This is a genomic window from Bradyrhizobium sp. 157 (assembly GCF_023073815.1).
Taxonomy (GTDB): domain Bacteria; phylum Pseudomonadota; class Alphaproteobacteria; order Rhizobiales; family Xanthobacteraceae; genus Bradyrhizobium.
In genome coordinates this window covers 195825-221077 of record NZ_JADPKF010000090.1, presented here as the reverse complement: position 1 = coordinate 221077, position 25253 = coordinate 195825, and the positions used below count along the sequence as shown (strand labels likewise).

24 protein-coding genes are annotated in these 25253 nt (G+C 63.1%); 9 read left to right on the top strand and 15 right to left on the bottom strand.

The genetic code is table 11. From position 1 onward, the window contains the following. Positions 1–151: 151 nt before the first annotated feature. Complete coding sequence (locus IVA95_RS26820) at positions 152–1699, top strand: glycosyl hydrolase family 17 protein (RefSeq protein WP_346658051.1); 1548 nt, start codon at positions 152–154, stop codon at positions 1697–1699. 25 nt (positions 1700–1724) lie between these two features. On the opposite strand, the gene IVA95_RS26815 is transcribed toward IVA95_RS26820, so the two are convergent. The 5 genes from IVA95_RS26815 to IVA95_RS26795 all read right to left on the bottom strand — a co-directional run bounded on the left by IVA95_RS26815 (position 1725) and on the right by IVA95_RS26795 (position 6822). Further along, a complete protein-coding gene (locus IVA95_RS26815) occupies positions 1725–2792 on the bottom strand; it encodes a threonine aldolase family protein (protein ID WP_247513222.1) in 1068 nt (355 codons plus the stop codon). 40 nt (positions 2793–2832) lie between these two features. Continuing rightward, entirely contained in the window at positions 2833–3978 is a 1146-nt protein-coding gene (locus tag IVA95_RS26810) for an alpha-hydroxy acid oxidase (protein WP_247513221.1), read from the bottom strand. 116 nt (positions 3979–4094) lie between these two features. After that, on the bottom strand, positions 4095–4712 hold the full coding sequence (gene rpsD / locus IVA95_RS26805) for a 30S ribosomal protein S4 (RefSeq protein ID WP_247513220.1): 618 nt from the start codon (positions 4710–4712) through the stop codon (positions 4095–4097). Between the two features lie 305 nt (positions 4713–5017). Next, positions 5018–5797: an acyltransferase gene (locus IVA95_RS26800; protein WP_247513219.1), complete on the bottom strand. Its 780-nt coding sequence runs from the start codon at positions 5795–5797 to the stop codon at positions 5018–5020. Between the two features lie 200 nt (positions 5798–5997). After that, positions 5998–6822 (bottom strand): aldolase/citrate lyase family protein, encoded by an 825-nt coding sequence (locus tag IVA95_RS26795; protein ID WP_247513258.1) that lies wholly within the window; start codon positions 6820–6822, stop codon positions 5998–6000. 3 nt (positions 6823–6825) lie between these two features. Between IVA95_RS26795 and IVA95_RS26790 the strand changes: the two genes are divergently transcribed. Next, positions 6826–8022, top strand: coding sequence for an acyltransferase (locus IVA95_RS26790; RefSeq protein WP_247513218.1), 1197 nt, complete (start codon positions 6826–6828; stop codon positions 8020–8022). A 234-nt stretch (positions 8023–8256) separates the two neighbouring features. Further along, positions 8257–8724 carry a heme-binding protein gene (locus tag IVA95_RS26785; protein ID WP_247513217.1) on the top strand — a complete coding sequence of 156 codons (468 nt, stop codon included), beginning with the start codon at positions 8257–8259 and terminating at the stop codon, positions 8722–8724. Between the two features lie 45 nt (positions 8725–8769). Here the strand turns inward: IVA95_RS26785 and murI are convergent, their stop codons facing one another. The 4 genes from murI to IVA95_RS26765 form a co-directional block, all read right to left on the bottom strand. Continuing rightward, on the bottom strand, positions 8770–9558 hold the full coding sequence (gene murI, locus IVA95_RS26780) for a glutamate racemase (RefSeq protein WP_247513216.1): 789 nt from the start codon (positions 9556–9558) through the stop codon (positions 8770–8772). A gap of 191 nt (positions 9559–9749) precedes the next feature. Then, on the bottom strand, positions 9750–11057 hold the full coding sequence (gene purB, locus IVA95_RS26775; protein ID WP_247513215.1) for an adenylosuccinate lyase: 1308 nt from the start codon (positions 11055–11057) through the stop codon (positions 9750–9752). Between the two features lie 178 nt (positions 11058–11235). Then, positions 11236–11889, bottom strand: coding sequence for a response regulator transcription factor (locus IVA95_RS26770; RefSeq protein ID WP_247513214.1), 654 nt, complete (start codon positions 11887–11889; stop codon positions 11236–11238). Next, positions 11889–13259 carry a histidine kinase gene (locus tag IVA95_RS26765; RefSeq protein ID WP_247513213.1) on the bottom strand — a complete coding sequence of 457 codons (1371 nt, stop codon included), beginning with the start codon at positions 13257–13259 and terminating at the stop codon, positions 11889–11891. The genes IVA95_RS26770 and IVA95_RS26765 overlap by 1 nt, the downstream gene beginning before the upstream one ends. Positions 13260–13461: 202 nt before the next feature. On the opposite strand from IVA95_RS26765, the gene IVA95_RS26760 reads away from it, so the two are divergent. From IVA95_RS26760 to IVA95_RS26745, 4 genes are all read left to right on the top strand, one after another. Beyond that, positions 13462–14229 (top strand): MotA/TolQ/ExbB proton channel family protein, encoded by a 768-nt coding sequence (locus tag IVA95_RS26760; protein ID WP_247513212.1) that lies wholly within the window; start codon positions 13462–13464, stop codon positions 14227–14229. Further along, complete coding sequence (locus tag IVA95_RS26755) at positions 14226–14900, top strand: hypothetical protein (RefSeq protein ID WP_247513211.1); 675 nt, start codon at positions 14226–14228, stop codon at positions 14898–14900. The genes IVA95_RS26760 and IVA95_RS26755 overlap by 4 nt, the downstream gene beginning before the upstream one ends. Beyond that, complete coding sequence (locus IVA95_RS26750) at positions 14893–15501, top strand: hypothetical protein (RefSeq protein WP_247513210.1); 609 nt, start codon at positions 14893–14895, stop codon at positions 15499–15501. The genes IVA95_RS26755 and IVA95_RS26750 overlap by 8 nt, the downstream gene beginning before the upstream one ends. Before the next feature lie 355 nt (positions 15502–15856). Beyond that, the gene (locus tag IVA95_RS26745; protein ID WP_247513209.1) at positions 15857–16453 is read left to right on the top strand and encodes a TetR family transcriptional regulator; all 597 of its coding nucleotides are present in this window, start codon (positions 15857–15859) and stop codon (positions 16451–16453) included. A gap of 133 nt (positions 16454–16586) precedes the next feature. Here IVA95_RS26745 and IVA95_RS26740 read toward each other — a convergent pair whose 3' ends face one another. Next, complete coding sequence (locus IVA95_RS26740; protein ID WP_247513257.1) at positions 16587–16940, bottom strand: DNA-directed RNA polymerase subunit N; 354 nt, start codon at positions 16938–16940, stop codon at positions 16587–16589. Between the two features lie 206 nt (positions 16941–17146). Beyond that, positions 17147–17848 (bottom strand): ribulose-phosphate 3-epimerase, encoded by a 702-nt coding sequence (gene rpe / locus IVA95_RS26735; protein WP_247513208.1) that lies wholly within the window; start codon positions 17846–17848, stop codon positions 17147–17149. 260 nt (positions 17849–18108) lie between these two features. On the opposite strand from rpe, the gene IVA95_RS26730 reads away from it, so the two are divergent. Beyond that, positions 18109–18858, top strand: a complete 750-nt coding sequence (locus tag IVA95_RS26730; protein ID WP_247513207.1) for an EF-hand domain-containing protein — start codon at positions 18109–18111, stop codon at positions 18856–18858. A 10-nt stretch (positions 18859–18868) separates the two neighbouring features. Here IVA95_RS26730 and IVA95_RS26725 read toward each other — a convergent pair whose 3' ends face one another. The 3 genes from IVA95_RS26725 to IVA95_RS26715 all read right to left on the bottom strand — a co-directional run bounded on the left by IVA95_RS26725 (position 18869) and on the right by IVA95_RS26715 (position 23010). Next, positions 18869–19066 carry a KTSC domain-containing protein gene (locus IVA95_RS26725; protein ID WP_247513256.1) on the bottom strand — a complete coding sequence of 66 codons (198 nt, stop codon included), beginning with the start codon at positions 19064–19066 and terminating at the stop codon, positions 18869–18871. A 69-nt stretch (positions 19067–19135) separates the two neighbouring features. Then, positions 19136–20131: a P1 family peptidase gene (locus IVA95_RS26720; protein ID WP_247513206.1), complete on the bottom strand. Its 996-nt coding sequence runs from the start codon at positions 20129–20131 to the stop codon at positions 19136–19138. A 68-nt stretch (positions 20132–20199) separates the two neighbouring features. Next, positions 20200–23010 carry a PAS domain S-box protein gene (locus IVA95_RS26715; RefSeq protein WP_247513205.1) on the bottom strand — a complete coding sequence of 937 codons (2811 nt, stop codon included), beginning with the start codon at positions 23008–23010 and terminating at the stop codon, positions 20200–20202. Here IVA95_RS26715 and IVA95_RS39095 point away from each other — a divergent pair. Next, positions 23009–23689, top strand: coding sequence for a response regulator (locus tag IVA95_RS39095; RefSeq protein WP_346658050.1), 681 nt, complete (start codon positions 23009–23011; stop codon positions 23687–23689). The genes IVA95_RS26715 and IVA95_RS39095 overlap by 2 nt on opposite strands. A 54-nt stretch (positions 23690–23743) precedes the next feature. Here IVA95_RS39095 and IVA95_RS26705 read toward each other — a convergent pair whose 3' ends face one another. Continuing rightward, positions 23744–25237: an HWE histidine kinase domain-containing protein gene (locus IVA95_RS26705; protein ID WP_247513254.1), complete on the bottom strand. Its 1494-nt coding sequence runs from the start codon at positions 25235–25237 to the stop codon at positions 23744–23746. Positions 25238–25253: the final 16 nt, after the last annotated feature.

Sequence of the window (25253 nt, the reverse complement as noted above, 5' to 3'; positions counted from 1 at the left end):
GCAATTGTACACATGGCGGGACCAGCGGGTCGACATGCCTGTCGCGCACGGCTAAACAGGCTCGTCTATTCGTCCTATTAGGGGAGCAGGACCAATCGGCTTTCGCACGCCGCTGGCGCTTTTATTTCTATCGCTGGGCATCGTTGTCGCGGTGTGGTGGTGGCTGGCCACGCCGGTAGCGCTGACGCGCGCGCCGATTGATGATGCATCGAAGCTGGAGTGCGTTTCCTACGCGCCGTTCCGCAACGATCAGACGCCGCATGACCCGACGCTTATCGTCAAGCCGGAGCAGATCGCGGAGGATCTGAAGGAGCTTGCCAAGGTCTCCAAATGCATCCGCACCTATTCCATCGATAACGGGCTGGACAAGGTGCCCGAGCTTGCATCCAGGGTCGGATTGAAAGTTCTGCTCGGCGTTTGGATCGGGCGTGATCGCGCGAAGAACGCGCAACTCGCCGACATTGCGGTCTCGCTGGTGAAGGATCATCCCGGCACGGTCGCAGCGCTCATCATTGGCAGCGAAGTGCTGCTGCGCGGCGACATGACCGTCGGCGACCTTCGCCAAACGATCCAGTCGGTCAAGCCGCGCGTGGACATTCCGGTGACCTATGCCGATGTCTGGGAATTCTGGCTGCGTTACCGGGAAGTGGGCGCCGATGTCGATTTCGTCACCGCTCATTTCCTGCCCTATTGGGAGGACATTCCTCCGCGCGCCGAGGATGCGGCCGCGCATGTCGATGATGTCCGCAAGCAGGTGGTCGCGGCCTTTCCGGGCAAAGAGATTTTGATCGGTGAGACCGGTTGGCCAAGCCACGGGCGGATGCGCGACGGCGCGCTGGCTTCCCGCGTCAACCAGGCACGTTTCATTTCCGAGATTCTCGAACGGGCAAGGCGCGACAATTTTCGCGTCAATCTGTTCGAGGCCTATGACGAGCCGTGGAAGCGCCGCTGGGAAGGAACGGTGGGTGGCTATTGGGGACTGTTCGACGGGGCCGAACGCAAGCTGAAATATCCGGCCGGCGTCGCCATCAGCAACTACCCTTTCTGGAAGCTGCAGATGGCAGGCGGGCTGCTTCTTTGCCTCTGTGTGTTCGCCGTTGCCTGGTTCACGCCGAAGCGCCAGCCGGCGTTGTCATCGTGGGCCGCGGTCGCCGCATCCGCGACCGCTGGCGGGATATTGCTGGGCATCAGCATCGACAAGATGCTCCAGGAAAGCTACGGGCTCGGCGGTTGGCTAGTTCAGGGCTTTCTGTTGACGGCGGCAGTGACAGCGCCGCTGCTGGCTACCTGCGCCCTGATGTCGGGGCGGGGGCTTCCGGCGTTTCTTGAAGTGTTGGGGCCGCGCAAGGGCCTGACCCCATTGTTCATGAGCAACATACTGGGCGTGATGCTGATCGTGACGACGCTCATTGCCGCGCAGACCGCGCTCAGTCTGGTATTCGACGCCCGCTGGCGCGATTTCCCGTTCGCCGCCCTGACCATGGCCGTGGTGCCGTTCTGGACATTGGCGTTTCTCAACGGTTCGAAATCCGGCGAGCGGCCGCTTGCCGAAGCCGTGTTTGCCGCGCTGTTCGCGCTGGCTGCGATCTATATCGTCTTCAACGAAGGCTTCCAGAACTGGCAGGCGATGTGGACCGGCGCGGTGTATCTGCTGCTCGGCAGCGCGCTGTGGCGGGGGCGCACGCCTGCCGTGGCCTGAGTTCACGGCCTCGGGCTGACGCCTCTCACGTGCCGCGGACGATCTCGCGCACCAGCCCGACCGTCTCCTCGATCATCGCAGCACTGACGTCGAGATGCGTGCAGGCGCGGATGCGGCCGTCCATCATGGCGAGCAGCACGCCCCGCTTGCGCAAGGCCTCGACCATTTTGTTGCCCGCGATCCCGGCTCTATCAGGCTTGAAGAACACCAGATTGGTCTCTGGCTCTTGCACCTCGATGCCGTTGATCTGCGACAGCCCTCGCGCCAGCGCACGCGCATTGGCGTGATCGTCGGCGAGGCGGTCGACGTGATGGTCGAGCGCGTAGACGCAGGCCGCGGCGCAAATGCCGGCCTGCCGCATCGATCCGCCGAGGCGCTGCTTCCAGCGCCAGACGTCGTCGATGAAGGCGCGCGACCCCGCGATCACGCCGCCGATCGGCGCACCAAGGCCTTTTGAGAAATCGATCCAGGCGGAATCCCATCCTGCGGCCATGTCGCGCGCCGATATTTTGGTGGCGACGCAAGCGTTCAACAGCCGCGCGCCATCCATATGGGTGATGAGCCCGTTCGCCTTGGCGATCTCCACGATCTTGTCCAGCGCCGCCTTCTTCCAGATGGTGCCACCGCCGATATTGGCGGTTTGCTCGACGCTGACGACGGTCTGCGGCGGCTGATAACGCGAGCGCGGGTGCAGCGCAGCGCGGAATGTTTCCGGCGTGAATTGTCCGTCCTCGCCCGGCAGCGGCGTGATCTGGAATCCGCCCAGCGCTGCATGCGCGCCGCCTTCGCGGGCGATGATATGCGCGGTGGCATGGGCCAGAATTTCATCGCCCGGCCGGCAATGCGCGAGCGTCGCCGCGACGTTGCACATGGTGCCCGACGGCATGAACACGGCGGCTTCCTTGCCGAGCAACTCGGCCACGCGCTCGCACAGCAGGTTCACCGTCGGATCGTCGCCGATCTGCTCGTCGCCGACTTCCGCCCGCGCCATCGCCTCGCGCATGGCGGGCGTCGGTCGCGTCTGCGTGTCCGACAACAGGTTGATGCGGATGGGATCGGCCTTGGGATCGCGCGGAGCAGGGGTGTAGTGCATGGCAGTTTCTCGTCTCTTTCAACTTGATGCGGGACAGAAATTATCTGAACCGCAGATTTTCGCGAGAGAGCTGATTGATCGCAGTGCATCCCATCAGCTTCATTCCCCGCTCGAGTTCCGACCGCATCAGGTCGAGAGCCCGCTCGACGCCGGCCTGGCCGGCCGCCGCGAGAGGATAGAGATAATAACGTCCAACGCCTACAGCCTTGGCTCCAAGCGACAATGCCTTCAAGACATGGGTGCCCCGCTGAATTCCGCCGTCCATGATCACGTCAATTCGATCGCCAACAGCATCGACGATTTCGGCCAATTGATCGAATGGCGCGCGTGAACCGTCCAACTGCCGGCCGCCATGATTGGACAATACGATGCCGGTGCAACCGATCTCGACGGCGCGCCTGGCGTCCGCTACCGACATGACGCCCTTCAGGCAGAATTGCCCGTTCCATAGCTGGACCATTTCAGCCACATCGTCCCAGTTCATCGAAGGGTCCAGCATCTCGGTAAAATATTTGGAGATCGACAGCGCGCCGCTGCCCATATCGACGTGCTGGTCCAACTGCGGAAGCTTGAACCGCTCGTGCGTGAGATAATTGATGCCCCAGGCCGGCTTGATCCCGAACTGGTACATCCCGGCAAGCGTCAGCCGAAATGGAATCGAAAAGCCGGTGCGCTTGTCGCGCTCGCGGTTCCCGCCTGTGATGCTGTCCACGGTGAGCATCATCACCTGGACGCCGGCTTCTTTCGCGCGTTGCATCATCGTGCGGTTGAGGCTGCGATCCCGGTGATAGTAGAACTGATAGACCTGCGGCGTGTCGTGTGCCTGGCGCAGTTCCTCGAGGCTTACCGTGCCGAGCGAGGATACGCCGAACATCGTCCCGTACTTCGCCGCAGCGGCGGCAACGGCGCGTTCGCCGGTATGATGGAATAGGCGTTGCAGTGCGGTCGGAGAGCAATAGATCGGCATCGCCAGCTTCTGGCCCAGGACTGTCACCGACATATCGATGTTTTCGACGCCGCGCAGGACGTTGGGTACCAGGTCACAGCGCTCGAAACTTGCGGTGTTCCGGCGATGGGTCACCTCGTCGTCAGCCGCGCCATCGATGTAATCGAAGATAGGGCCGGGCAGCCGTCGTCGGGCCAGCCTGCGGAAGTCATGAAAGTTGTGGCAGTCGCGCAAGCGCATGTTGACCCGAATTGATTTAAGCCGCGGCGAGGCTCGGCGTTGAGACGACGCCATACTCGCATACAAAAAGGCCCCGGCAAAACCGGGGCCTTTGATATCTCCGAACCGTACTCCGATCAGCGCGAATAGAATTCGACGATCAGGTGCGGCTCCATCTGCACTGCGAACGGCACGTCCGACAGCGCGGGGATGCGGGTGAACTTCGCCGTCATCTTGGAGTGATCGGCCTCGATGAAGTCGGGCACGTCGCGCTCGCCGAGCTGGCTTGCTTCCAGAACCGGGGTGAGCTGCTTGGAGGATTCCTTGACCTCGACGAGGTCGCCCGGCTTGAGCTTGTAGCTCGGAATGTTGACGCGGCGGCCGTTCACCTTGATGTGGCCGTGGTTGATGAACTGGCGCGCGGCGAACATCGTCGCGACGAACTTGGCGCGATAGACCACGGTGTCGAGACGGCGCTCCAAAAGGCCGATCAGGTTCTCACCGGTGTCGCCCTTCATCCGGCCGGCCTCGACATAGATGCCGTGGAACTGGCGCTCGGAAATGTTGGCGTAGTAACCTTTAAGCTTCTGCTTGGCGCGGAGCTGGACGCCGAAGTCGGACAGCTTGCCCTTGCGGCGCTGGCCGTGCTGGCCGGGGCCATATTCCCGGCGGTTCACGGGGCTCTTCGGGCGGCCCCAGATGTTCTGGCCCATACGGCGATCAATCTTGTATTTCGCCTCACTGCGCTTTGTCATCGCGTCCTCTGCTTAAGAGTTTGAGTTTTGAGGAAACGCGCCCTCCTGTGCACCGGGGTTGCCGGGGCCGACAGGTCCGCCTCGAAAGCTCGGGGAAGGACCACGGGTCGCGAAACGCATCGCGGGCCGAAACCGGCCCGCGAGCAAGCGGGTTCTTAGGGAGAAACCGCCGTTCTGTCAATGAAATGGATGTCATTCCGGGGCGATGCTAAGCATCGAACTATGGTGCGCAATTGCGCACCTGAGAATCTCGAGATTCCGGGTCTGGTCCTGCGGACCATCCCGGAATGACGGCCTAGAGGCCGTCAGGTCGCGACCGCCCGGACCGGTTTGGGCTCGGTTTGCTGCCGATTGGCCCGCAATTCGGCTGATATTTCGCCGTTCAGCACCTGTTCCAGCCGGTTCAACGCCCTGGCCATCGGGGCGGCATCGGTAATCCGGTGATCCCAGCGCAAGACGACATCGATGGTCTGATCGGGCTTTTCCACCCCATAGCTCAGGACAAAGGGCCCGGGGCTGATGGCATGGAGCTGGCCCGCGCCATAGGCGGCCACGGAGGTGACCCCAAAACTGCCGAAATAATTGGCCCGCTGGCGGCCGAAATTCAGCCCGACCGCCCAGAACAGCCGCCGCAGCGGCAGCGGCAGCCGCGTGGTTCGCAGGATCTTCCGGAACGCCGGCACCTCGTCGATCGGCGCCACCTTGGCGTGCCGGATCAGCGCGTCGACCTCGGCAAGCGGCATTTCGTCGGGCGCGGCGACCTTTTGCGGCAGCACGCAATCCTGGCCGTCCTCGATCCGGGCGATCGCCACCATCGCGACGCTGCGCGGCAGCTCGTAGAAGGCCGGCATCGGCCATTTGACGTAGAGGGTGCGCAGGATCGGCTCTTCCTTGGCCACCAGCGCGAACGCCTTGACGAAAATCGCAGCCCAGCCCGGCCGCGGGGCGGCCTGCGCGCGGGCTTCCTGCAGGGTGCGTATGTTAAGGGAGCGCGAGAGCGAGACAAACGGCACGCCAAGCGACGCGTGCATGAGGTCAGCGACCAGACGGCGCGGTAGTGTGATTTTTCGAACCGTTCCGCGCATCGCTCCGCCCGGGTTTCCGCAATAGGCAATCAGAAAGCCGGCAGGCCGCCTCAGTAACCTGCCAGCACCTCATCTAGCACGAACAACGCGTTTTGACGCCATGAGGTTCGCATCCGGATTGCCCCGGTTGGCCGGCGCCGCGGCCCCGAGGGACCCCCGTAAACCCGAAGACTTTAAAGGACTTGCGGCCGTCTCGGCACCTATCGCTTGATCCCTTCAAAGCTTGCCGCGATGCCGCGCTGGAACAGCGACCAGTCGAAGCCGAGCGCCAGCGCGACGTAGCCGCGGTCGATCATCTTGTTGGCTTGCTCGGCGGTGCGCGCGACGCCGCCGATTGGTACGCCACTCCTAAGGATGCCTTCCTCGGCACGCTTCATCAGCGCCACCACCTCGGGATCATCCGGCAGGCCGCGCTTGTTGATGGAGGTGGCGAGATCGCCGGGGCCGATCACGGCGACATCGATGCCGGGCGTCGCCATGATCTCATCAATGCGCTCGACCGCCTCGACATGCTCGATGGTGACCATGCAGATCATGTCGTCATCCGCGGTCGCCATGTAATCCGCCATCGAGACGCCCCAGCGGAACGGCGCGTGAAATGGGCCCCACAGCCGATCGCCGTTCGGCGGATAGCGCACGCTGCGCACGGCTTTTTCGGCATCCGCGCGGCTGCAGATCATCGGGAAGTTGATGCCGAGCGCGCCGATGTCCATCGGCGCTTTCGCTAGCCAGGGCTCGTTGGCGGCAATCCGCACCATCGGCACGCAGGGCGTGCCTGAGGTGGCCGTAATCATCGCATGCGCCGAGCCGAGATCGATCGGGCCGTGCTCGAGATCGACGATGATAAAGTCGATCCCCGAACGCGCCATGATCTGCACGGTCTGGATCGAGGGGATGGTCGCGATCGCGCCGAAGGTCGGGCGTCCCTCCCGCCACGACTGGCGGAGACGGTTGAGCGGCGCTGGCTTTGCGGAGGTCAAGCGGAAGCTCCTAATTGATCGATTCAAAAAATCGGCGCTCGGCATTGTATGGATAAATTCGCGGGCCATCGAGCCACCTGTTTTTTGCGCATCGACATTCGGCCCGCCATGCATGGCGATACGGACATGCGTCAATCGCACAACCATATGTTAATACCTTACCCGCAAAAATTGCGTTCACAAAAATGGACGTGCCGGGGTGTTATGCGGACATTCTATGGTGTGCAAGCCATGCGCGGCGTCGCGGCGCTGGCTGTCGTCTGCGGACACGCGGTAATCGCCCGCTCTGATCCGGCGACGCAAAATGCTGCCGAAGCGGCGCACACGATCCTGGCGAGCGGCGTCGATATCTTCTTCGTCATTTCCGGATTCATCATTGCGACCACGGCCGCGTCGCAAACAGACGCGCTGAATTTCGCTTTCAGAAGGGCCATCCGAATCTATCCGATGTATTGGCTTGTATTGCTGGGGGCGTTTGTCAGTTCGTACTGGATCGCACCTGGCCCGGGAGATCGCGCTGCGCTGGACCTCGGCCACCTCTTCGCGTGGGACTATCCGAACTGGTATATCCCACCCGCCTGGTCGATCGCGTTTGAAATGCACTTCTACGCTGTTGTCGCGGTGATACTTGCCATTGCACCACACCGCCTTTTCGAGCTCTTGTTCGCAGGCCTGGGCGTTGCGGTGGTCGCGATCGTTTTTAAGCTGCCTCTCGGGATCTATTCGCATCCCCTAATTCTGGAATTCGGCGCCGGTGTCTTTATCGCTTATCTTGTCCGGATGAAGGGAACGCTGCCTGTTTTGCCATACAGTACGGCTATCTCCGCAGCCTTATTCGCTGCGGGTTGGTACTGGATCTTCGTCCACGGATCGAGCAATCCTCAACTCGCTCGTGTGCCGACCTATGGTCTTGGTGCGGCACTCCTCATCTATACCGTCGTCGCGGCCGAATTCCACGGCGCTTGCTTTTCGCGCATCCTGCAATGGTTCGGCAGCATCTCCTATTCGCTCTACATCTCACATTATTTGCTGATCAAATGGATCGCGAACTTCCCCGAGCTGTGGCAGATTTCGCCGGCAGGCGTCATCATAGCCAGCATCCTGCTTTCGATCGGCCTCGCGGCGATCCTGCACCTGCTCGTCGAAGTGCCGACGCTCAATTGGGGTCGCAAGCTCAGCCTGACGCGCAGGGGCGGCGAACTCCCGCTTACCTTCGCTGGCGCGCGAGATCTTCAGAAGCCCTAAGCGGGTTGATCAATGCCTGGCAGTTTACGCCGGCACGCGGCCGCCGAAAAACGGCATCAGCGCCTGGCTCAGCGTATGCGAATATCATCTCGGCCCCAGCCTCGGCGCTTCCGTAGTTCGGCTCGGGTGCTTGGCTGGTGGCGAACCACAGGGCTTTGCGACATCGTTGGACATCGACGTTTTCATCCACTCCGGTATGATCCCTGCACAATAAAACCTAGGGAGGAGTCAAAGATGAGGACAATTCTAGTCGCCGCTGCACTCGCCGCCCTTACTGTTGGCGCATCCGCTCAGGACAAGCGCCCCGACTACGGCACAGCGGTCAATGCCGCGGGTGCTAAGAAGATCGCAGCCGGCGTCCTCGCCGAATGCCAGAAGAACGGATGGAACGTGGCCGTCGCGGTGGTCGATAATCACGGCTTTCTTGTGTACTTCGAACGCATGGACAACACGCAGACGGCCAGCATGGACATCGCCATCGGTAAGGCGAGGTCCGCGGCGACCTATCGGCGCCCGACCCGTGTTTTCATGGAGGCGATCAACAAAGGCGGGACAGCCACGGCCACTCTGCCCGGGGTCTTTGCCTCGCCTGGCGGAGTGCCGATCATGGTCGACGGCAAAGTCACTGGCGGCGTGGGAGTGAGTGGCGTCACCGGCGACCAGGACGAGCAATGCGCCAAGGCCGGCCTTGGAACGACATAAGAAATTGCATCCCAATCCAGCGTACCGTGACGCGTCCTGACGGCCTTACGCCAGGATGCGGCCGCCGAAGAACGGCATCAGCGCCTGGCTCAGCTTATGCGGCCGCTGGGAGGTGAATATCATCTCGGCCCCAGCCTCGTCGCTTTTCCGGCCCGGAGACCCGAGCAGTTCGGACACGCGCCGGGCGATCGCGGGGGCTGGATCGATCCAGTCGACCGGCCACGGCGCGAGTTGGATCAGGCGATCGAGCAACAGCGGATAGTGGGTGCAGGCCAGCACGACGGTGTCGGTGCGATGCTCACCGTTTCCGACAAAGCAGGGGGCAAGCTCGGCCGCAATATCCTCGTCGCGCACGTCGTTGCCGCTGAGTGCGGCTTCGGCCAGCGAAGCGAGTTCGGCCGATCCGACCAGCGTCACCTCGCAGCCTTGCGCGAAATCATCGATCAGCCGTCTGGTGTATTCGCGCTTGACGGTGCCCTTGGTGCCGAGCACCGACACGCGTTTGGTCTTCGAGTTGGCGCAGGCCGGCTTGATCGCAGGCACGGTGCCGACGAACGGTACGCTATAAGCGTTGCGCAGATGCGACATCACGAGCGTCGAAGCGGTGTTGCAGGCGATCACCACCAGGGCAGGGGCGTGCCGGGCGATCAACTCGCCGACCAGCGGCACCACGCGGGCGATGATCTGATCCTCGCGGTGATGGCCGTAGGGAAAGAACGCGTCGTCGGCGACATAGACGTAGTGCGCATCGGGCTGGGCGCCGACGATCTCGCGCAGGACCGTGAGGCCGCCAAGGCCGGAGTCGAAGACGAGGATTTTCGGCGGGGATGACACGCTGCGACCTTAGCCGATCTGCGGTTACCGTTAGGTTGCTTCGAGGATGCCGGCGGGGGTCACGGGGGTTGTCGGCGGCGGTCGTGGCAATTTGGAATCATCTAATTCGGCTTGGCAAGGCCGGAAAACTGCTGGTTTGGCCACCCAGGAGGCCCAAAGGCGAGGCCCGACCGCTGCCGCCGGCCCAATCATCAGCTCTCGCCGAACACGCGCCTGAAGATCGTGTCGACGTGCTTGAAGTGATAGCCGAGGTCGAACTGCTCCTCGATTTCGGCATCGCTCAGATGCTTCTTCACGTCGGGGTCTTTTTTCAGCAGCGTCTGGAAGTCGCCTTCGCCGCGCCAGACCGGCATCGCGTTGCGCTGGACGTATTTGTAGGCGTCCTCGCGGCTGGCGCCCTTTTGCGTCAGCGCGATCAGCAGCCGCTGCGAGTGCACGAGACCGCCGAGGCGGTCGAGGTTCTTCTGCATGTTGGCAGGATAGATCAAAAGTTTCTCGATCAGCCCGGCGAGCCGCATCAAGGCGAAATCGAGCGTCACGGTGGCGTCGGGTCCGATCATGCGTTCGGCCGAGGAGTGCGAGATGTCGCGCTCGTGCCAGAGGGCCACGTTTTCCATCGCCGGCATCGCATAGGCGCGCACCATGCGCGACAGTCCGGTGAGATTCTCCGACAGCACCGGGTTGCGCTTGTGCGGCATCGCCGACGAGCCCTTCTGGCCCTCGGAGAAGAATTCTTCGGCTTCCAGCACCTCGGTGCGCTGCAGATGGCGGATTTCGATGGCGAGCCGCTCGACCGAAGAGGCGATCACGCCGAGCGTCGCAAAATACATCGCATGGCGATCGCGGGGGATTACCTGGGTCGAGATCGGCTCCGGCACCAGCCCCATCGCCTTGGCGACATGCTCTTCCACGCGCGGATCGATCTGCGCGAAGGTGCCAACGGCGCCCGAGATCGCGCAGGTCGCGACTTCCTTGCGGGCGGCGAGCAAGCGCTCGCGGGCGCGGGAAAATTCCGCATAGGCATAGGCAAGCTTAAGCCCGAACGTCACCGGCTCGGCGTGGATGCCGTGGGAGCGGCCGATGGTCGGCGTCATCTTGTGCTCGAAGGCGCGCTTCTTCAGCGCGGCCAGGACCTTGTCGAGGTCTGATATCAGGAGGTCGGCGGCGCGGGTGAGCTGCACGTTGAGGCAGGTATCGAGCACGTCGGAGGAGGTCATGCCCTGGTGGACGAAACGCGCCTCGGGGCCGACGATTTCGGCCAGATGGGTCAGGAAGGCAATGACGTCGTGCTTGGTCTCGCGCTCGATCTCGTCGATCCGCGCCACGTCGAAGGTCGCATCCCCGGCCTTGGCCCAGATCGTCTTGGCCGCCTCCTTCGGGATGACGCCGATTTCCGCCAGCGCATCAGCCGCATGCGCCTCGATCTCGAACCAGATCTTGAAACGGGTCTGGGGCTCCCAGATGGAGGCCATTTCGGGGCGGGTGTAGCGGGGGATCATCGAAAAACTCCGGACGAGCAGGGCGGGGCGGAAGGCTATCCCCGGCCGATTTGTTTTTTTACGCCACGGCTTAGCAAATCGTGTCAGGAGAGGCCACCCATACAGGGCCGCAGAGACGGGAAAACCGTGAGCTCCGGCAGGGCAGAAACCCGTTCGGCGACGGGGCGCCCCGCCGTCGCTACAGGCTGGCCAGCCCGCACTCCACGGCCAGGCGGACAAGCTGCGCGTCGGTGCGCATGCCGGTCTTGGTCTTGATCAGATAGTGGTAGTTCTGCACGGTCTTCATGCTGATATTGAGATTCGAGGCGATCTGCTCGGTGGTGGCGCCGGCAGCCAGTTGCCTGAGGATCTCGATTTCGCGCTCGCCCAGTTGGTCGAGCACCGATCCCGAGGGGGAGAGGCTTTCCAGCGCCAGCACGCGGGCGATGTCATCGCTCATCGCCTGTTCGCCGCGGACAAGCGAACGGATCGCCCGGATCAGCGCTGATGGGTCGGAGCCCTTCGTGACATAGCCGTTCGCGCCGGCATTGAAGGCGGCTTTCACCTGCGCCGCCTCGCAGTGCATGCTGAAGACGAGAATGCGGGTGTCGGAGGAGCGGGCGCGAATGTTCCTGATCGCCTCGAGCCCGCTGGCGCCCGGCATCGATATGTCCATCACCACCACGTCAGGAGCGTGCGCCTTGAACGCCCGATAGGCGTCGGCGGCGTTGTCGGCTTCGGCCACCACCTGGAAATCATCCTGATGCTCCAGCACGCGCCGGTAGCCTTGCCGGACTACGGGATGGTCGTCGACGAGCAGGATCGAAATGCCTTTGGTCTGCGACGCGGTCATCAGGCTGCAAGCGGGATAGTGGCGGCCACGCTGACCCCGCGGTTCGCATCCGCGATCGATAGCGAGCCGCCGAGCGCTGTGACCCTCTCGCGAATGCCGGTCAACCCAAAGCCGGGAGAGCGGGCCAATTTGGCCGCATCGCCGCCGCCGTCGTCCTCGACGTGGACCAGCAGCGCGTTTTCCGCGCCGGTGCGCCGCTCGATCCGCAGCACGATCACCCGCGCCGAACTGTGCCGCAAGGAATTGGTCAGGCACTCCTGGGCGACTCGATAGGCGGTCGCGGCGACGGCGCCGCGGACGTCGGCGAGATCACCCTTGAGATCGAGCTGGATCATCGGCTGTGCGGCGTTCCGCGAGCGCCAGCTATCGACGAGATCGACGAGGCAGGCCTCGAGCCCGAGTTCCTCGGCGGGCGGATGGCGCAAGCGGTTCAATGTATCGCGCAGACACGCCATGATGCGATGGGTGGCTTGCGAGATCATCCGCGCGTCCTGCGCAACCTCGCTCTTGTCTTTTTCCTGCGCGCTGGTTGCTTCGATCGTGTTGGCGAAAGCGAGGATCGCCGTCAGGTTCTGTCCGAATTCGTCATGCAGTTCACGGGCAAGCGCCCGCCGCTCGTCGCTGCGGATTTCGAGCAGGCGCCGGGTCAGCGCGGCGCGTTCCTCCATGGACTGCGCGAGACGGCCGCCGAGATCGCCGACGGCCTGTCCGATCATGGCAAGTTCCATCGATCGGAAGCGAGGCAGCGACGTGCTGTATTGTCCGCGCGCCATCCGCTGCAGCGCGGCGACGATCTGCTGCGCCGGCGCAAGCGTGTGCGCAATCGCGAGCGAGGCAAGCAGCGCGATTGCAACGGCCATCAGCAGGGCGACGTGGATGTTGTCGAGGATATGCTGCCAGGCGAGTGCGATGGCGGCATTTGGATCGGCAGCGGCCGAGACGCTGCCTGCGTTGGCCGCGCGGGTGCTGATCGGCCGGACGACCGCGGCGTGATCCCCAAGCAGTGTCTGCACGGTGGCCGCGAACCAGCGCGGCGGAGATTGGCCGATCCCCTTGTTCTGTCCGCAGAGCGGCTTCTCGAACGCGCCCGCCGGCTCGAGCCGGACGCAGATGCCCGGCGAGATCAGCCCCATCGTTTCGATGGTGCGCCATTCCGGCACCGGCAGGAGTTGCTCGCGCATTCTGTTGCTGCGCAACATCAATTCGCGCCAGTAGAGCGCTTCGAGCGCCACCGAGACACGCTCAGCGGAAGCGGCCGTGGCACGATCGACGCTGCGATGCGCGTCGATCGTTGCCCAGATGGTTGCCGCTCCCAGGCACAGGATGACCACGACAAACAGGCGGCCGACGAGCTGGAGCACGAGGCGCATGCGATCACTCCCGAATGTGCGGATAAGCGTAACAGCACCGCCAACCCGTGCCAATGCAGCGAGTTCTAATTCGGGAAAATTTCCCAACCAACCGTGGGCATATGTCTTTGGACGCGGTCGCGACCGCTGATCTATCAAAGCCAGGGCCTACTCGCAGGCGGCCTTTGGGCCGCGGTGCGCGTTTACAGGGAGCTCATGCAGCATGAGTGCAACGGCTGGCGCCGAGACCGCATCATCCGGCGCGGATACGTCGGAACGTAGCGTACTCCTGCTATGGATGATTTTCACCGGGCTTTCGGTTTTCGCCGTGGTCGTCATATGGCGATACGGATTGCTCCATCTGATGATCATTTCCGATCGCACCTACATTTCGAGCGTGATTGCCGTCCTCTATATCGTCACTTGCTTCCATTGCTTCTGGCGGACGCGTGCGATTGCGCGTGAAGGCGAGATCACGCGACGCTGCCGCGCGATCCTGGCGGGCCCTGGCGGCGCAAGGGGGCTGGACCAGAATGCGCGCGCCTTGCCGGGCGGACTGGTGACGGATCACATCCGCAGCCTGGTGCAGAAGGCGAGGGCGCAGGCTGCCGGGCGCATCGACCAGACGCTGCTGCTCCGCTCGCTCGCCGACCGGCTGCGCGGCTCCAACGGATTTGGCGTGTTCGTGTCCGATACGCTGATGAAGCTCGGGCTGCTCGGCACCATCATCGGCTTCATCATCATGCTGGCGCCGATTGCTACCCTCGATGCGGCCGACAAGGCTGCAATGAAATCATCGATGGGCTTGATGAGCGACGGCATGGCGGTGGCCATGTACACGACCTTGGCCGGCCTGATCGGCTCCATCCTCGTGAAGATCCAGTACTACATGCTGGATGCCGCGACCCAGCGGGTGTTTTCCGATGCCGTCATGCTGACCGAGACGCACGTCACCCCGGCCCTGGAACGCCATCTTGGAACGCCGGCATGATGGACGATTTCGGTCTCTATCCCCGCGAGGAGGCCTTCGATCCGCTCGGCGTGATGCTGTTCAAGGCGCTTCAGGTGATTGCGTTCCTGTTCTTCCTGGCGCTGCTCGCGGTTTCGCCGGACGCGAAGGACGGCAAGATCGATTCCAAAGCCGAGTTCATCATCACGATGGACTGGCCGGACAACCATCCTGACGATCTCGACCTGTTCGTGCAGGATCCTGCCGGCAACATCGCCTGGTATCGCCATCGCGAAGCCGGCTTCCTCACACTCGATCGCGACGACCGCGGCGGCGCCAACAATTTCATCATCGTCAACGGCAAGAAGATTGCGTCGCCGATCCGCGAAGAGATCGTCACCGTGCGCGGCATCGTGGCCGGCGAATACACCGTCAACGTCTCGCATTTTCAGGCAACGACCGGGCAGCCCGTCGCGGTGAGTGTGAAAGTCCAAAAGCTTAATCCGACCGCGCAGGTGATCTTCGATAACAAGCTGACGCTCGATCACACCGGCGAGGAAAAAACCGCGCTACGTTTCTGGCTGGATGCCGAAGGCAAGGTGGTCGATGTCCAGCAGCGACAGAAGTCACTGATGGAGACGTTCCGCAACGTCCGGGCCAATGGCGCGGATCTCGATCCGAAAACCGGCGTCAGGATGCCGCGCCGTGAGTAACCTGCAATCGGTCGTTCTCACGCTCGCTCTCAGTTACGCGCTGATCGGCGCGCTCTTGCTGATTGTCCTCGTCTATGCGCGCTTGCCCTGGTCGGCCAAGGCAGTCGCCGTGGTGGTGACGAGCGCGTTCTACATTGCGAGCTTCATGGGCGTGCGCGGCCTGTTGGGGTGGGCCAGCGTCGACAGGCTGCCCGCAAGTTTCAAGCTGTTGCAGGCGCGAATCGTGGAGCCGCACTCGCTGGAGGGCGATCCGGGCTCGATCTATCTCTGGGTCGAAGCGCTCGACGACGGCAATCGGCCGAGCGGCGTCCCCCGGGCGTTCCGCGTTCCCTATAGCGACAAGCTCGCGCAAAAGACCGACAAGGCGACCAGTGAGATCGCCGCCGGGCGACCGCAGGGCGGCCGCGCTGCCGATTTTGGCGATGGCGGGGGCAGCCTGCTCGAGGCTGTCAGGGAGTACATCATGCCCACGGCGATCATCGATACGTCGGGAGGCGACCCCTCCACGGGCGGGGGATTGGCCGCAGCACCCCGCGACGGCGACGGCGTGTTGTTTACGCCGCTGCTCCCGCCGCGGATGCCACCCAAGGACGAGCAGTAAGTTTAAGGCGGGAAGCGGCGGGGCTCAGAAGGTCGGTCGATCACGGGTTATTGAATGACAGATATTGAAATCTGTCAGCGAGACATGCTATATCCATTGCCGACGCTGATACTGGGCGTCACCCGGCTCGTTGGCTCTGAGCCCGGGTACTTGCAAAGGACTACGCCATGACTGCCCATCTCATTCATCTGACCGAACAAATCCAGCGCTGGCTCAACCAGAGCGTCGCCCGTCATCTGGCCGCCCAGGCCGAGCGGCTGGAACCGGTGAAACATTGACCCGCCAAAAGGGGTTAAAAGCGGATTGCAAGGGGGATTAGAATGACCACCCGTCCCATCGTTTCGCAGGTGTGCGCATGAACGAAGTCGTGGTTTTGACCCCCGAACGGATCCTGGAGGTCACCGAGGACGTGTTGCGCCGCTATGGACTGGCCAAAGCAACGGTGGTGGATGTTGCCCGTGCGCTCGACGTCAGCCACGGCAGCGTCTACCGCCATTTCCCCAGCAAGGCCTCATTACGCGAGGCGGTGGCCAGGCGCTGGCTCGACCGTCTCAGCGCGCCGCTCCTGAAGATCGCTGAAAGCTCCGGCCCGGCGCGGGCGCGGCTCGATAAGTGGCTGCGCACGATGTTTTCGATCAAGCACAAGCGGCTCGGCGACGACCCCGAGATGTTTGCGACCTACCTGACGCTGGCGCGCGAGGCCTGCAAGGCCGTGAACTGCCACAAGGACTGCCTGGTCGATCAGATTGCCATGATCCTGTCCGATGGCGTGAAGCAGGGTGTCTTTCAGGTGGCCGACGTCAAGGCGACGGCACGCGCCATTTTCGACGCCACCAGCCGCTTCCATCATCCTGCGCACGCCGAAGAATGGAACGAGCCGGGTGCCCCTGCGCGGATGGATGCATTGCTCGCGCTGCTGCTCAAGAGCCTGGAAGCGCCGCGCAATCGCTGAACTTTTCCTGCACATAGATCGCCGTTGCTCGACGCGACAATGCTCGCGCCTTCGGCACGCGCAGGATTCGCTGCGGACATTACCGGGCAGGGTTGCGCCACGGGACAACGCCGCGATCAGACGGCGCGTGCGCTCACTCGAGAGTCTGGACCGGCGGCAGCTTTGTGCTGGAGCGCGGCGGGTTCGGCACGGGATAACTGGTGACGCGGCCGCTCCGTTCGGCCTGACCGGCGGAATTGGATGCGGGGCCTACGGCTTCCGCTCTGGCGCCTCGCACGCTGTCTCTCGAAGTATGCCTCCGGTGCCGCGACGAGCGCGAGCCTTCCAGTCCCCACGAGCGCGATATCGACGGCCCGGCCGTGTAGCCGACGAACGCGCCGGCGACGGCCCCAACCGGGCCCAGCACGACGGCACCGGCTACGGCGCCGAGGGCCGCGTCGCCTGCGCGCTGCGCGAGCGCGGCTGAGGGCGCGAGTACCAGGAGCATTGCGGCTGCGGTGAAGGCCTTGATCATATCTCTGTCCCGTCCGTGAAAGACGGGATGCTGGTCCGCGTTTATGGCGAGATGCGTGAAGCTTTGTGGCCGGAGCATGGACTTTCGGGTTCCATGGCTCGCCGCACGCCGGGTGTGGCTTTCCTGCTGTCCTGCTTACGTCGTTCAGTGCGCTCGGCGTGTGAGGGCGGCAGTCCGCGCTAGACCGCTTCGCCGCGCGCCAGCGCCGCTGCGTTGCGGATCGCGGATATGTTGGCCTTGTAGGCTTCCATGGTGCCGCCCTTGAACACCGCGGAGCCCGCGACCAGCGCATTCGCGCCGGCAGCGGCCAATTGTCCGGCGACGTCAGGCGCGACGCCGCCATCAACCTCGATGTCGATCGGACGTCCCGCGGTCATCGCCCTGATGTCGCTGACCTTGCCGAGCGCGGATTTGATGAATGCCTGGCCGCCAAAGCCGGGATTGACCGACATGACCAGCACCAGATCGATCAGGTCGATGACATATTCGATCGCGCTCGCCGGCGTGCCCGGGTTGAGCGAGACGCCGGCCTTCTTGCCGAGCGCACGGATCGCCTGCAGCGAGCGATGCAGATGCGGTCCGGCTTCGGCGTGGACGGTGATGTGATCGCAGCCGGCCTTTGCAAACGCCTCGAGGTAGAGGTCGCAGGGCGAGATCATCAGATGCGCGTCGAAAATCTTCTTCGTATGCGGGCGCATCGCCTTGATGACATCGGGGCCGTAGGAAATGTTCGGGACGAAATGCCCGTCCATCACGTCGAGATGGATCCAGTCGGCGCCCGCCGCATCGACGGCGCGGACTTCCTCGCCGAGCTTGGCGAAATCCGCCGCCAAAATCGACGGTGCGATGACGAGGGGACGCGCCGCAAATTGCTGGGACATGTGCGTTTTCCCGAAAGGCTTGCGAGAAGGCGGAACGGCCCCGCGTAACATGCAGCACGGCCGGGGGCAATGCGGAGCGCCGACGTCTCCTGTGGGCGGAAAAATCTGCCGCGGCGGGCAGCTATTGCCGGGTTTGCTGATCGAACGGAATACGGAAGAGCCCGATTTTATTGGATTTTCTTCATGGCACAGCACTTGCTGAGGAAAGCGGACACGAGTGTGGGCCGCTATTTCCTGCGCGGCATTGTTGGAGTTCCGCCATGTTCTTTGCTCTGGGCGCCGCGTCATCGGCTATCGATGCTCTCAAGGCGCTGACGTCGTCGAAGTCACCAGCGTCATCCACCGGCGTCAGCCAGAACTCGGCAAGTCCGTTCGCCTTCATGTCCTCGAATGCGTCGGCTTCGATCGGCCCAGGAACTGGTTCGGGCGGCACCGGCTCGCCGATATCGCCGGAAACCATGAGCGCGCTGCTTGACGCGCAAAGCCAGTCTTCGACGGGATCGACCACAGCTTCCAAGAGCCGCCACAACGCGCTGAAGGATCTGTTCGGCCAGATCGATGGCGACGGCGACGGCAAGATCAGCAAGACGGAATTCGAAGAGGCGCTTGGCGCCGGCGGCACCAATCTTGCGCAGGCCGACAGCGTGTTCGGCAAGCTCGACCAGGACGGCGACGGCTCGGTCAGTCTCAAGGAACTGGCGTCGGCGCTCCGGCCCAACAACGGCCATCATCGCGATCGCGATGAGGCGAGCAATAGCGACGGATCAGCTTCCGATCCAGTCTCGCAGGCACGGCAGGGCGCTACCACCACGTCAGTCACCAACAGCGACGGTTCGGTAACGACATCGCTGACCTATGCGGACGGCTCGAAGGTGACGATGACGTCCCCGGCCTCCGGAAGCTCGTCCAGCGCGGCAACCTCGTCCTATAATTTCATCGAGCGGATGATCCAGCGCGAGGCCAAGGCGATTTCATCCGCCGCCACCGCGTCGCTGTCGGTCAGCGCCTGATTGCCGGTCGTCATGCCGAGCGTTCATGGACGATTTCGCGATACTGGTAGCGGTCGCGAATCTCGCGATTGAAAAAGCTGCCTTTTGAGAAGGCCGCCTTGAATGCCTCGAATACTTCAGGCGGAACGCCTTCATAGACGTAGCGGCGGCCGGTGACGAAGGTCACCTGCAAGGCGCGCCGGGCGGTATCATAACTGAAGTACCGTATGACGGTGGATGGCGTGGCGGCATCCGAAGTCGAACCCGCGACAACAACGTTACTTTCACGATTTCGTTGCTAGCCGAAGCGATCTTTCCAAGCAGGTAATGCGCCGGCAAACGGCAGTGCGGTCGCACAATGCACGCCGCGCCCGATCGCGCGCGAAACCGTGTTGGCGGCTACCATGCCGAGTTCGGTGAGGCCGAACAGCGGATCGATCGGCTTCTTGCCGGTCGCGGCGGCAAACACGACATCGCCGTCCAGCGGCGCATGCACGGGATAGATGGCGCGCGCCATGCCGGTTTGCGCGATCATCGCGAGCCGCCTGGCCTGCGGCTTGGTCAGCACCGCATCGGTGACGACGACCACCAGCGTGGTGTTCTGCGACGGAGTCGCCAACGGCGCGCCCTTGAGGCGGGCTCTCAGCATATCAGGCGTGAACGAGGGCGGCAGTCCGTGCCCGCCAAACTCGTTGTCCTTCTCGAACGGCGCCGCCCAGAACCACGGCCCGTCGCCGACCGTCACGCTGCCCACCGCATTGACCACCGCGAGCGCGCCGACGGTCACGCCGCCGTCGGTCTGTGCCGACGCGGAGCCGAGGCCGCCCTTGAAATTGGCAGTGGTCGCGCCGAGGCCGGCGCCGACGCTGCCGAGCGCGAAATCGTCAGCCGCCGCACTGGCCGCGGCGTAGCCGAGATCGCGATAAGGGGGAAAGCGTCCCCATGCTTTGTTGCCGCCGTTGAGCAGATCGAAGCAGATCGCGCCCGGAACGATCGGAATGACCGCGTCACGGATACGAAAGCCGCGCCCCTGTTCGGCAAGCCAGGCCTGCACGCCGCCGGCGGCATCCAGTCCGAGCGCCGAGCCGCCGGAAAGCGCGATGCCGTCGATCGCCTCGACGGTGCTTTCAGGGCTGAGCAGCGCTTCCTCGCGGGTGCCAGGGCCGCCGCCGCGCACGTCGATCGAGGCCACGGCGGGCGAGTCGAACAGGATCGCGGTGACGCCGGAAGCGGCGGCTACATCGTGGGCGTGGCCGACGCGAACGCCGGAAATATCGGTGAGCAGGTTTTTCAAAGCGCCCGTCCGTGGAGCTGCATCTGCCTGGAGCATTCCATCACGGATATCTCAGCCGCAGCGCTGCTTCAACTGGCCAGCGCCAGCCGGATCATCCGGGCAAGCTCGGATTTGCGATAGGGCTTTGCCAGCAGCAGCACGCCGGAATCCAGGCGTCCGTGATGGACGATGGCGTTTTCGGTATATCCTGAGGTGTAGAGCGTCTTGAGGTCAGGCCGGCGCTTCAGCGCCTCGTCGACGAGTTGGCGGCCGTTCATGATGCCAGGCATGATCACGTCGGTGAACAGCAGATCGATGGCGGGCCCATCGTCGATGATGCGCAGGGCATCGGAAGCGTTGGCTGCCTCCAGAGTCGTATAGCCCAGGCTCTCGATCTGGGTCATCACATAGCGCCGCACCAGCGCATCGTCCTCGACGACGAGGATGGTTTCATTGCCGCCCTCGATATTTCCCGAGACCAGCGCTTCCGCCGCGGTCTGCTGCAATCCCGTTGCCCGCGGCAAATAGATTTTGACCGACGTGCCGTGGCCTTCCTCGCTGTAGATCTTGACGTGTCCGCCCGACTGCTTGACGAAGCCGAACACCATGCTCAGCCCGAGGCCGGTGCCCCTGCCGACTTCCTTGGTCGTGAAAAAGGGTTCGAATACCCGTTCGAGCAGCGCGGGCGGGATTCCGGAGCCGGTGTCGCTGATTGCGATCATCACGTAATTGCCGGGCGTGACCTCGCTATGTAGGCTCGCGTAGTTTTCGTCGAGGAAGACATTGCTGGTCTCGAGCGCAAGCTTGCCGCCATTGGGCATGGCGTCGCGCGCGTTGATGGCCAGATTGAGGACGGCCGTGGTGAGCTGGCTCGGATCGACCAGCGCGGTCCACGCGTCCTCGGCCAATAGTGGCGTGATTTCGATGTGTTCGCCAAGGGTCGGGTGCAGCAGCTTGGCGGCCTCCAGCACCAGCGCGTTGACGTCGACTTCGACGGGCTGCAACGGCTGCTTGCGGGCAAAGGCGAGGAGATGCTTGGTCAAATTGGCCCCGCGCTCCGCCGCCTCATCGATCAATTTCGCGACGGCGGCGAGCTGGGGCTGATCGGCGACCGCTTCTTCCAGAATGCCGATGGTGCCGGTGATCACGGTCAGGATGTTGTTGAAGTCGTGCGCGACGCCGCCCGTGAGCTGGCCGACCGCGTCCATCTTCTGCGCGTGGCGCAATTGGGCTTCCGCAGCCTGCTTTTCGGTCAGGTCGCGGCCGATGAAGAAGTGGCGGCGGACCGGCTCCGACCAGGTCCCGGTCCAGTTCAACGCGACGGACTTGCCCTCCTTGCTGATATAGCGCGTCTCGAAATTGCGCTTGCTTCGCCCCCGTCGTCCCGCCCGCATCTCCTTGCGGGTGTGTTCGAGGTCGTCGGGGTGGATGAACTTGATCGCGTTGTGTCCGACCATTTCCGATGGCTGATAGCCAAGGATGTCGCTGACGCTCGGGCTGACCTGGATCAAATTCCCCACAGAATCGCTCACCAGGATGAGGTCATTCGAAGATTCGAATATGCGCCGCCGCTCTTCCATCTCCTGGTCAAGCGCCTTCTCCGTTCGTCTCCGTTCCGTAATATCGCGCGCGATCTTTGAAGCGCCGATGATCTCGCCGGAAGCCGACCGGATCGGAGAGATGCTGAGCGAGACGTCGACGGTACGTCCGTCCTTGCAGACGCGCGAGGTTTCATAATGTTCGAACCGCTCGCCATGGCCGACTCGTTCCAAGAGATTGCTGATCTCCGCGCGTTTGTCCGGCGGGACGATGATATCGATAGTCTTGCCGACCGCTTCCGCCGCCGTGAAGCCGAACAGGCGCTCCGCGGCGCCGTTCCAGCCCGAAATGGTTCCGTCGAGCAGTTTGGTGATGATGGCGTCGCTGGACGATTCCACGACGGCGCTGAACAGGCGCTCGCGTTCGGCGCGAAGATTCCTTTCCGACGCGGCTTCGCGGCGCGATGTTCCGAGCAGACGCGCGAGCTTGGCTTGCAGTCCGACATTATCGATCAGCAGCACGGCGAGCACGAAACTCGCGGCGCAGAGACCGTAGATGCGGCCGAGATAGAAGCCGACATCGAACCGCGCCACGTTCAGGATCGCCGATAAGGCTATATCGAACAACCAGGCGCTCATCACGACCATCAGCCAGACATCGAGAACGAAATGCGGCCTGCGAAGCCACAGCACCACCAATGCAGCGAAGCTCAGGCACCATACGGTCGACACCACTCCCAGCATGGTAGGCGTGTAATGACCGCCGCTCAGAAGGATCGGCAGATGGTCGTGCTGCGCGGTGACGAGCCAGGTGAATGCGGCCATCGCGACACTGACCGCAACGATGCTCGTAACGACGGCCGCCCGGGCCGAGCCCCGTATCTTCGGCTCGTCGTCCCCTGCTTTCAGCAGCGCATAGCCGAGAACCAGTAGCGGGAATACGCCGTGCCAGACCATATAGAGCCAAACGGTGGTTTGCGTTCCCGCACCGAGCAGCCCGCCCGGCGCGAACAGGTCGGGAAAGGTGAGGGCGTGGACAATGGCCGCCATCGCCGTGAACAAATATCCGCTCGCGAGCAGCAGCAGCGCCCGCGAGCGGGTAATCGCGAACTGAGAAAACAGCAGGACGGCGGTAATCAGGTCGTTGATAGCCAATGCGGACTGATAGCTCGCGACGAACGCTGGGACCGGAGCAAGCGGCACGCCGGCAAACGGCACGGCGCAGGCGAACAGCACCGCGGAGACGCCGACCACGGCTAGCGCAGCCATGCGATCGCCGCGCGTCGCCTTCATCGTGGATAGAAAAATGTTGCGCTCGTCACCCATGTCGTCTTCCGGCCAAAATGGCAGCGAACGCGCCATGATCAAAAACTTCAAACACCAAAAAACTATGCATCCGATAAAACTATGCATCCGATGCGGCTGGATATCCAGCCGCTATCGGCGCGGGATTCGCGCGGCCAAGACTACGCTAGTGGCGCCGCGGCGGGAATCAACCCAAGGTTACGTATTACCTGAAGGAAACAGCAGGGAAGCTGATTGGGGTAACCACCTCTTTACCGACCGGCAGAATAATGACCGCAGGATCGCCGAAATCCACGGATTTCGTCGTAAGCTCGCCCGACCGACCCGGGAGGCTTTGATGCCCCGCGTGCTTGTTGTTGACGATCAGGCCGACGTCCGCACGATGATTTCCATCGTGCTGCGCATCCATCGTTTCGAAATCGTCGAGGCAGACAGCGCTGCATCCGCACTGAAGCTGTTCGAAGATACGAGCTTCGACCTTGCGATCGTTGACATCTTTCTGCAGGGCACCAACGGCTCCGATCTGATTGCAGCGATGCGCGCCCGCGTGCCGGGCCTGCCCGTCGTTGCGATTTCGGGCATGACCGCGCTGGACTTTCTGTCCGAAACGCCAGAACTTTCCGACGTCATTTGTCTGCAGAAGCCGTTTCGTCCGCCGGATTTGATGTGTGCGATCGAAACGGCGATGGGACCGGCCCGGCCGCAAGGCGGTGCTGTAGCAGGGGCAGCGCTTTAGCAGACCGGCGTCTGGCAACAGCTTCCGCATGGCCGCTGGTCCGTCCAACGCCGCCTACCGCTCGGCGCGTCGCAGGCCATTGCCATCGACAGCAGCCTCGATGAGCGAAACCGGATCGACGGCAAACTGCCGTTGCGACAACGGCACCGACAGGCGGCAAACGAGTCCTTCCGGGCGCCAGTCGAATTCCGCCCGGCCGCCAAGCTGCGACTCGATGCTGGCGATGACGCTTCTGGTTCCGAACCCTCGCGACACCGGCTTCTCGACGTGTGGACCGCCGGTCTCCGCCCATAGGATCTTGAGAAGGCCCGCCTGGTCTTCCCAACTCACCGACAGCCGGCCCGACAGCGCAGACAGCGCGCCGTACTTCGCCGAATTGGTGACGAGTTCGTGCAGTGCCAGTGCAACCGTCTGAGCCGTCGCAGGCTCGAGATGGATCTCCGGGCCTGACAAGTCGATCTGGTCGCCGGTGGAGTAGGGCGCCAGCTCCTCATCGATCAGTTTGCGTATTTCGGCACCTTGCCAGCTCGAGAGCGAGAGCACGGTGTGCACGCGCGCAAGCGCATTGATCCGTCCTTCGACGGAACGGACGTAGCTCTTCACATTATCGCCGCGCGTCAATCGGACAATGGATTGCGCGAGCGCCAGCGCGTTCTTGGCGCGGTGATCGACCTCCCGCGCCAGCAGGCTTTGCCGCTCCTCGGCCTGCTTGCGTTCGGTGATGTCGACGGTGACGCCGCTGACGCGGATGACGCGACCACCCTTGTCGGTGCTTGCCGCCGCCGTTCCCGCGCACCAGCGCACCTCGCCATTCGGCCGGATGATGCGGAATTCCGCTTCATATGATTTCGCGCCCCGGGCGAAGCTGGCCCACGCCTCGTGCAATTCATGAACGTCGTCAGGGTGAATCAGCGCCTGGATATTGGCTGGCGTCAGTTCGAACGTGGCGGGATCGACACCGAGGATCTGATACTGGCCTTCGTCCCACATGAAGTCGCCATTGACCCAGTCCCAGTCCCATGAGCCCATCTTTCCGGCCGCGATCGCCAGGCTGCGGCGCTGCTCGCTTTCCAGAAGCCTGGCGTGCGACTCCTCGAGTTCGGCGGTGCGCGCGCGAACCCGGTCCTCGAGTTCGACATTGAGCCGTTCGAGCTGGCGCGTTTTGCGATAGAGCTCCGCGAACACCTTGATCTTGGCGCGCAGCACTTCCGGCACCACCGGCACTGGAACGTAGTCGACCGCGCCCATCTCATAGCCGCGCAGCCGGTCGATATCGCTGACCTGGATCGCGGAGATAAAGATCATCGCCGTCTTCTGGAAACGGGGATGTTCGCGGATCATGGCGGCGAGCTCGAACCCGTCGAGTTCCGGCATGCAGACGTCGACCAGGATGATGGCAACATCGTTCTTGAGCAGGAACTCGAGCGCTTCACGCCCGGACGAAGCCTTGACCAGGTTCTCGCCGAGTTCCTTCAGGATGACCTCATAGGCGAGCAGCTTCGCCGGCTGATCGTCAACCAGAAGAATGTTTACCTTCTCTTGATCCATCATCTGCTTACGCCGA

Bases quoted from the DNA above. Each gene is read 5' to 3' on its own strand.
- IVA95_RS26770 (WP_247513214.1), bottom strand. From the start codon at position 11,889: ATGACCGCGTCGCAGACCAAAGGCATTTCGATCCTGCTCGTCGACGAC.
- rpe (WP_247513208.1), bottom strand. From the start codon at position 17,848: ATGTCCCAGCAATTTGCGGCGCGTCCCCTCGTCATCGCACCGTCGATT.
- IVA95_RS26715 (WP_247513205.1), bottom strand. From the start codon at position 23,010: ATGGCGCGTTCGCTGCCATTTTGGCCGGAAGACGACATGGGTGACGAG.
- IVA95_RS26785 (WP_247513217.1), top strand. From the start codon at position 8,257: ATGAGGACAATTCTAGTCGCCGCTGCACTCGCCGCCCTTACTGTTGGC.
- IVA95_RS26765 (WP_247513213.1), bottom strand. From the start codon at position 13,259: ATGCGCCTCGTGCTCCAGCTCGTCGGCCGCCTGTTTGTCGTGGTCATC.
- IVA95_RS39095 (WP_346658050.1), top strand. From the start codon at position 23,009: ATGATCAAAAACTTCAAACACCAAAAAACTATGCATCCGATAAAACTA.
- IVA95_RS26760 (WP_247513212.1), top strand. From the start codon at position 13,462: ATGAGTGCAACGGCTGGCGCCGAGACCGCATCATCCGGCGCGGATACG.
- IVA95_RS26740 (WP_247513257.1), bottom strand. From the start codon at position 16,940: ATGCTCCTGGTACTCGCGCCCTCAGCCGCGCTCGCGCAGCGCGCAGGC.
- IVA95_RS26810 (WP_247513221.1), bottom strand. From the start codon at position 3,978: ATGCGCTTGCGCGACTGCCACAACTTTCATGACTTCCGCAGGCTGGCC.
- IVA95_RS26790 (WP_247513218.1), top strand. From the start codon at position 6,826: ATGGATAAATTCGCGGGCCATCGAGCCACCTGTTTTTTGCGCATCGAC.
- purB (WP_247513215.1), bottom strand. From the start codon at position 11,057: ATGATCCCCCGCTACACCCGCCCCGAAATGGCCTCCATCTGGGAGCCC.
- IVA95_RS26705 (WP_247513254.1), bottom strand. From the start codon at position 25,237: ATGGATCAAGAGAAGGTAAACATTCTTCTGGTTGACGATCAGCCGGCG.
- rpsD (WP_247513220.1), bottom strand. From the start codon at position 4,712: ATGACAAAGCGCAGTGAGGCGAAATACAAGATTGATCGCCGTATGGGC.
- IVA95_RS26815 (WP_247513222.1), bottom strand. From the start codon at position 2,792: ATGCACTACACCCCTGCTCCGCGCGATCCCAAGGCCGATCCCATCCGC.
- IVA95_RS26800 (WP_247513219.1), bottom strand. From the start codon at position 5,797: ATGCGCGGAACGGTTCGAAAAATCACACTACCGCGCCGTCTGGTCGCT.
- IVA95_RS26755 (WP_247513211.1), top strand. From the start codon at position 14,226: ATGATGGACGATTTCGGTCTCTATCCCCGCGAGGAGGCCTTCGATCCG.
- IVA95_RS26745 (WP_247513209.1), top strand. From the start codon at position 15,857: ATGAACGAAGTCGTGGTTTTGACCCCCGAACGGATCCTGGAGGTCACC.
- IVA95_RS26730 (WP_247513207.1), top strand. From the start codon at position 18,109: ATGTTCTTTGCTCTGGGCGCCGCGTCATCGGCTATCGATGCTCTCAAG.
- IVA95_RS26795 (WP_247513258.1), bottom strand. From the start codon at position 6,822: ATGCCGAGCGCCGATTTTTTGAATCGATCAATTAGGAGCTTCCGCTTG.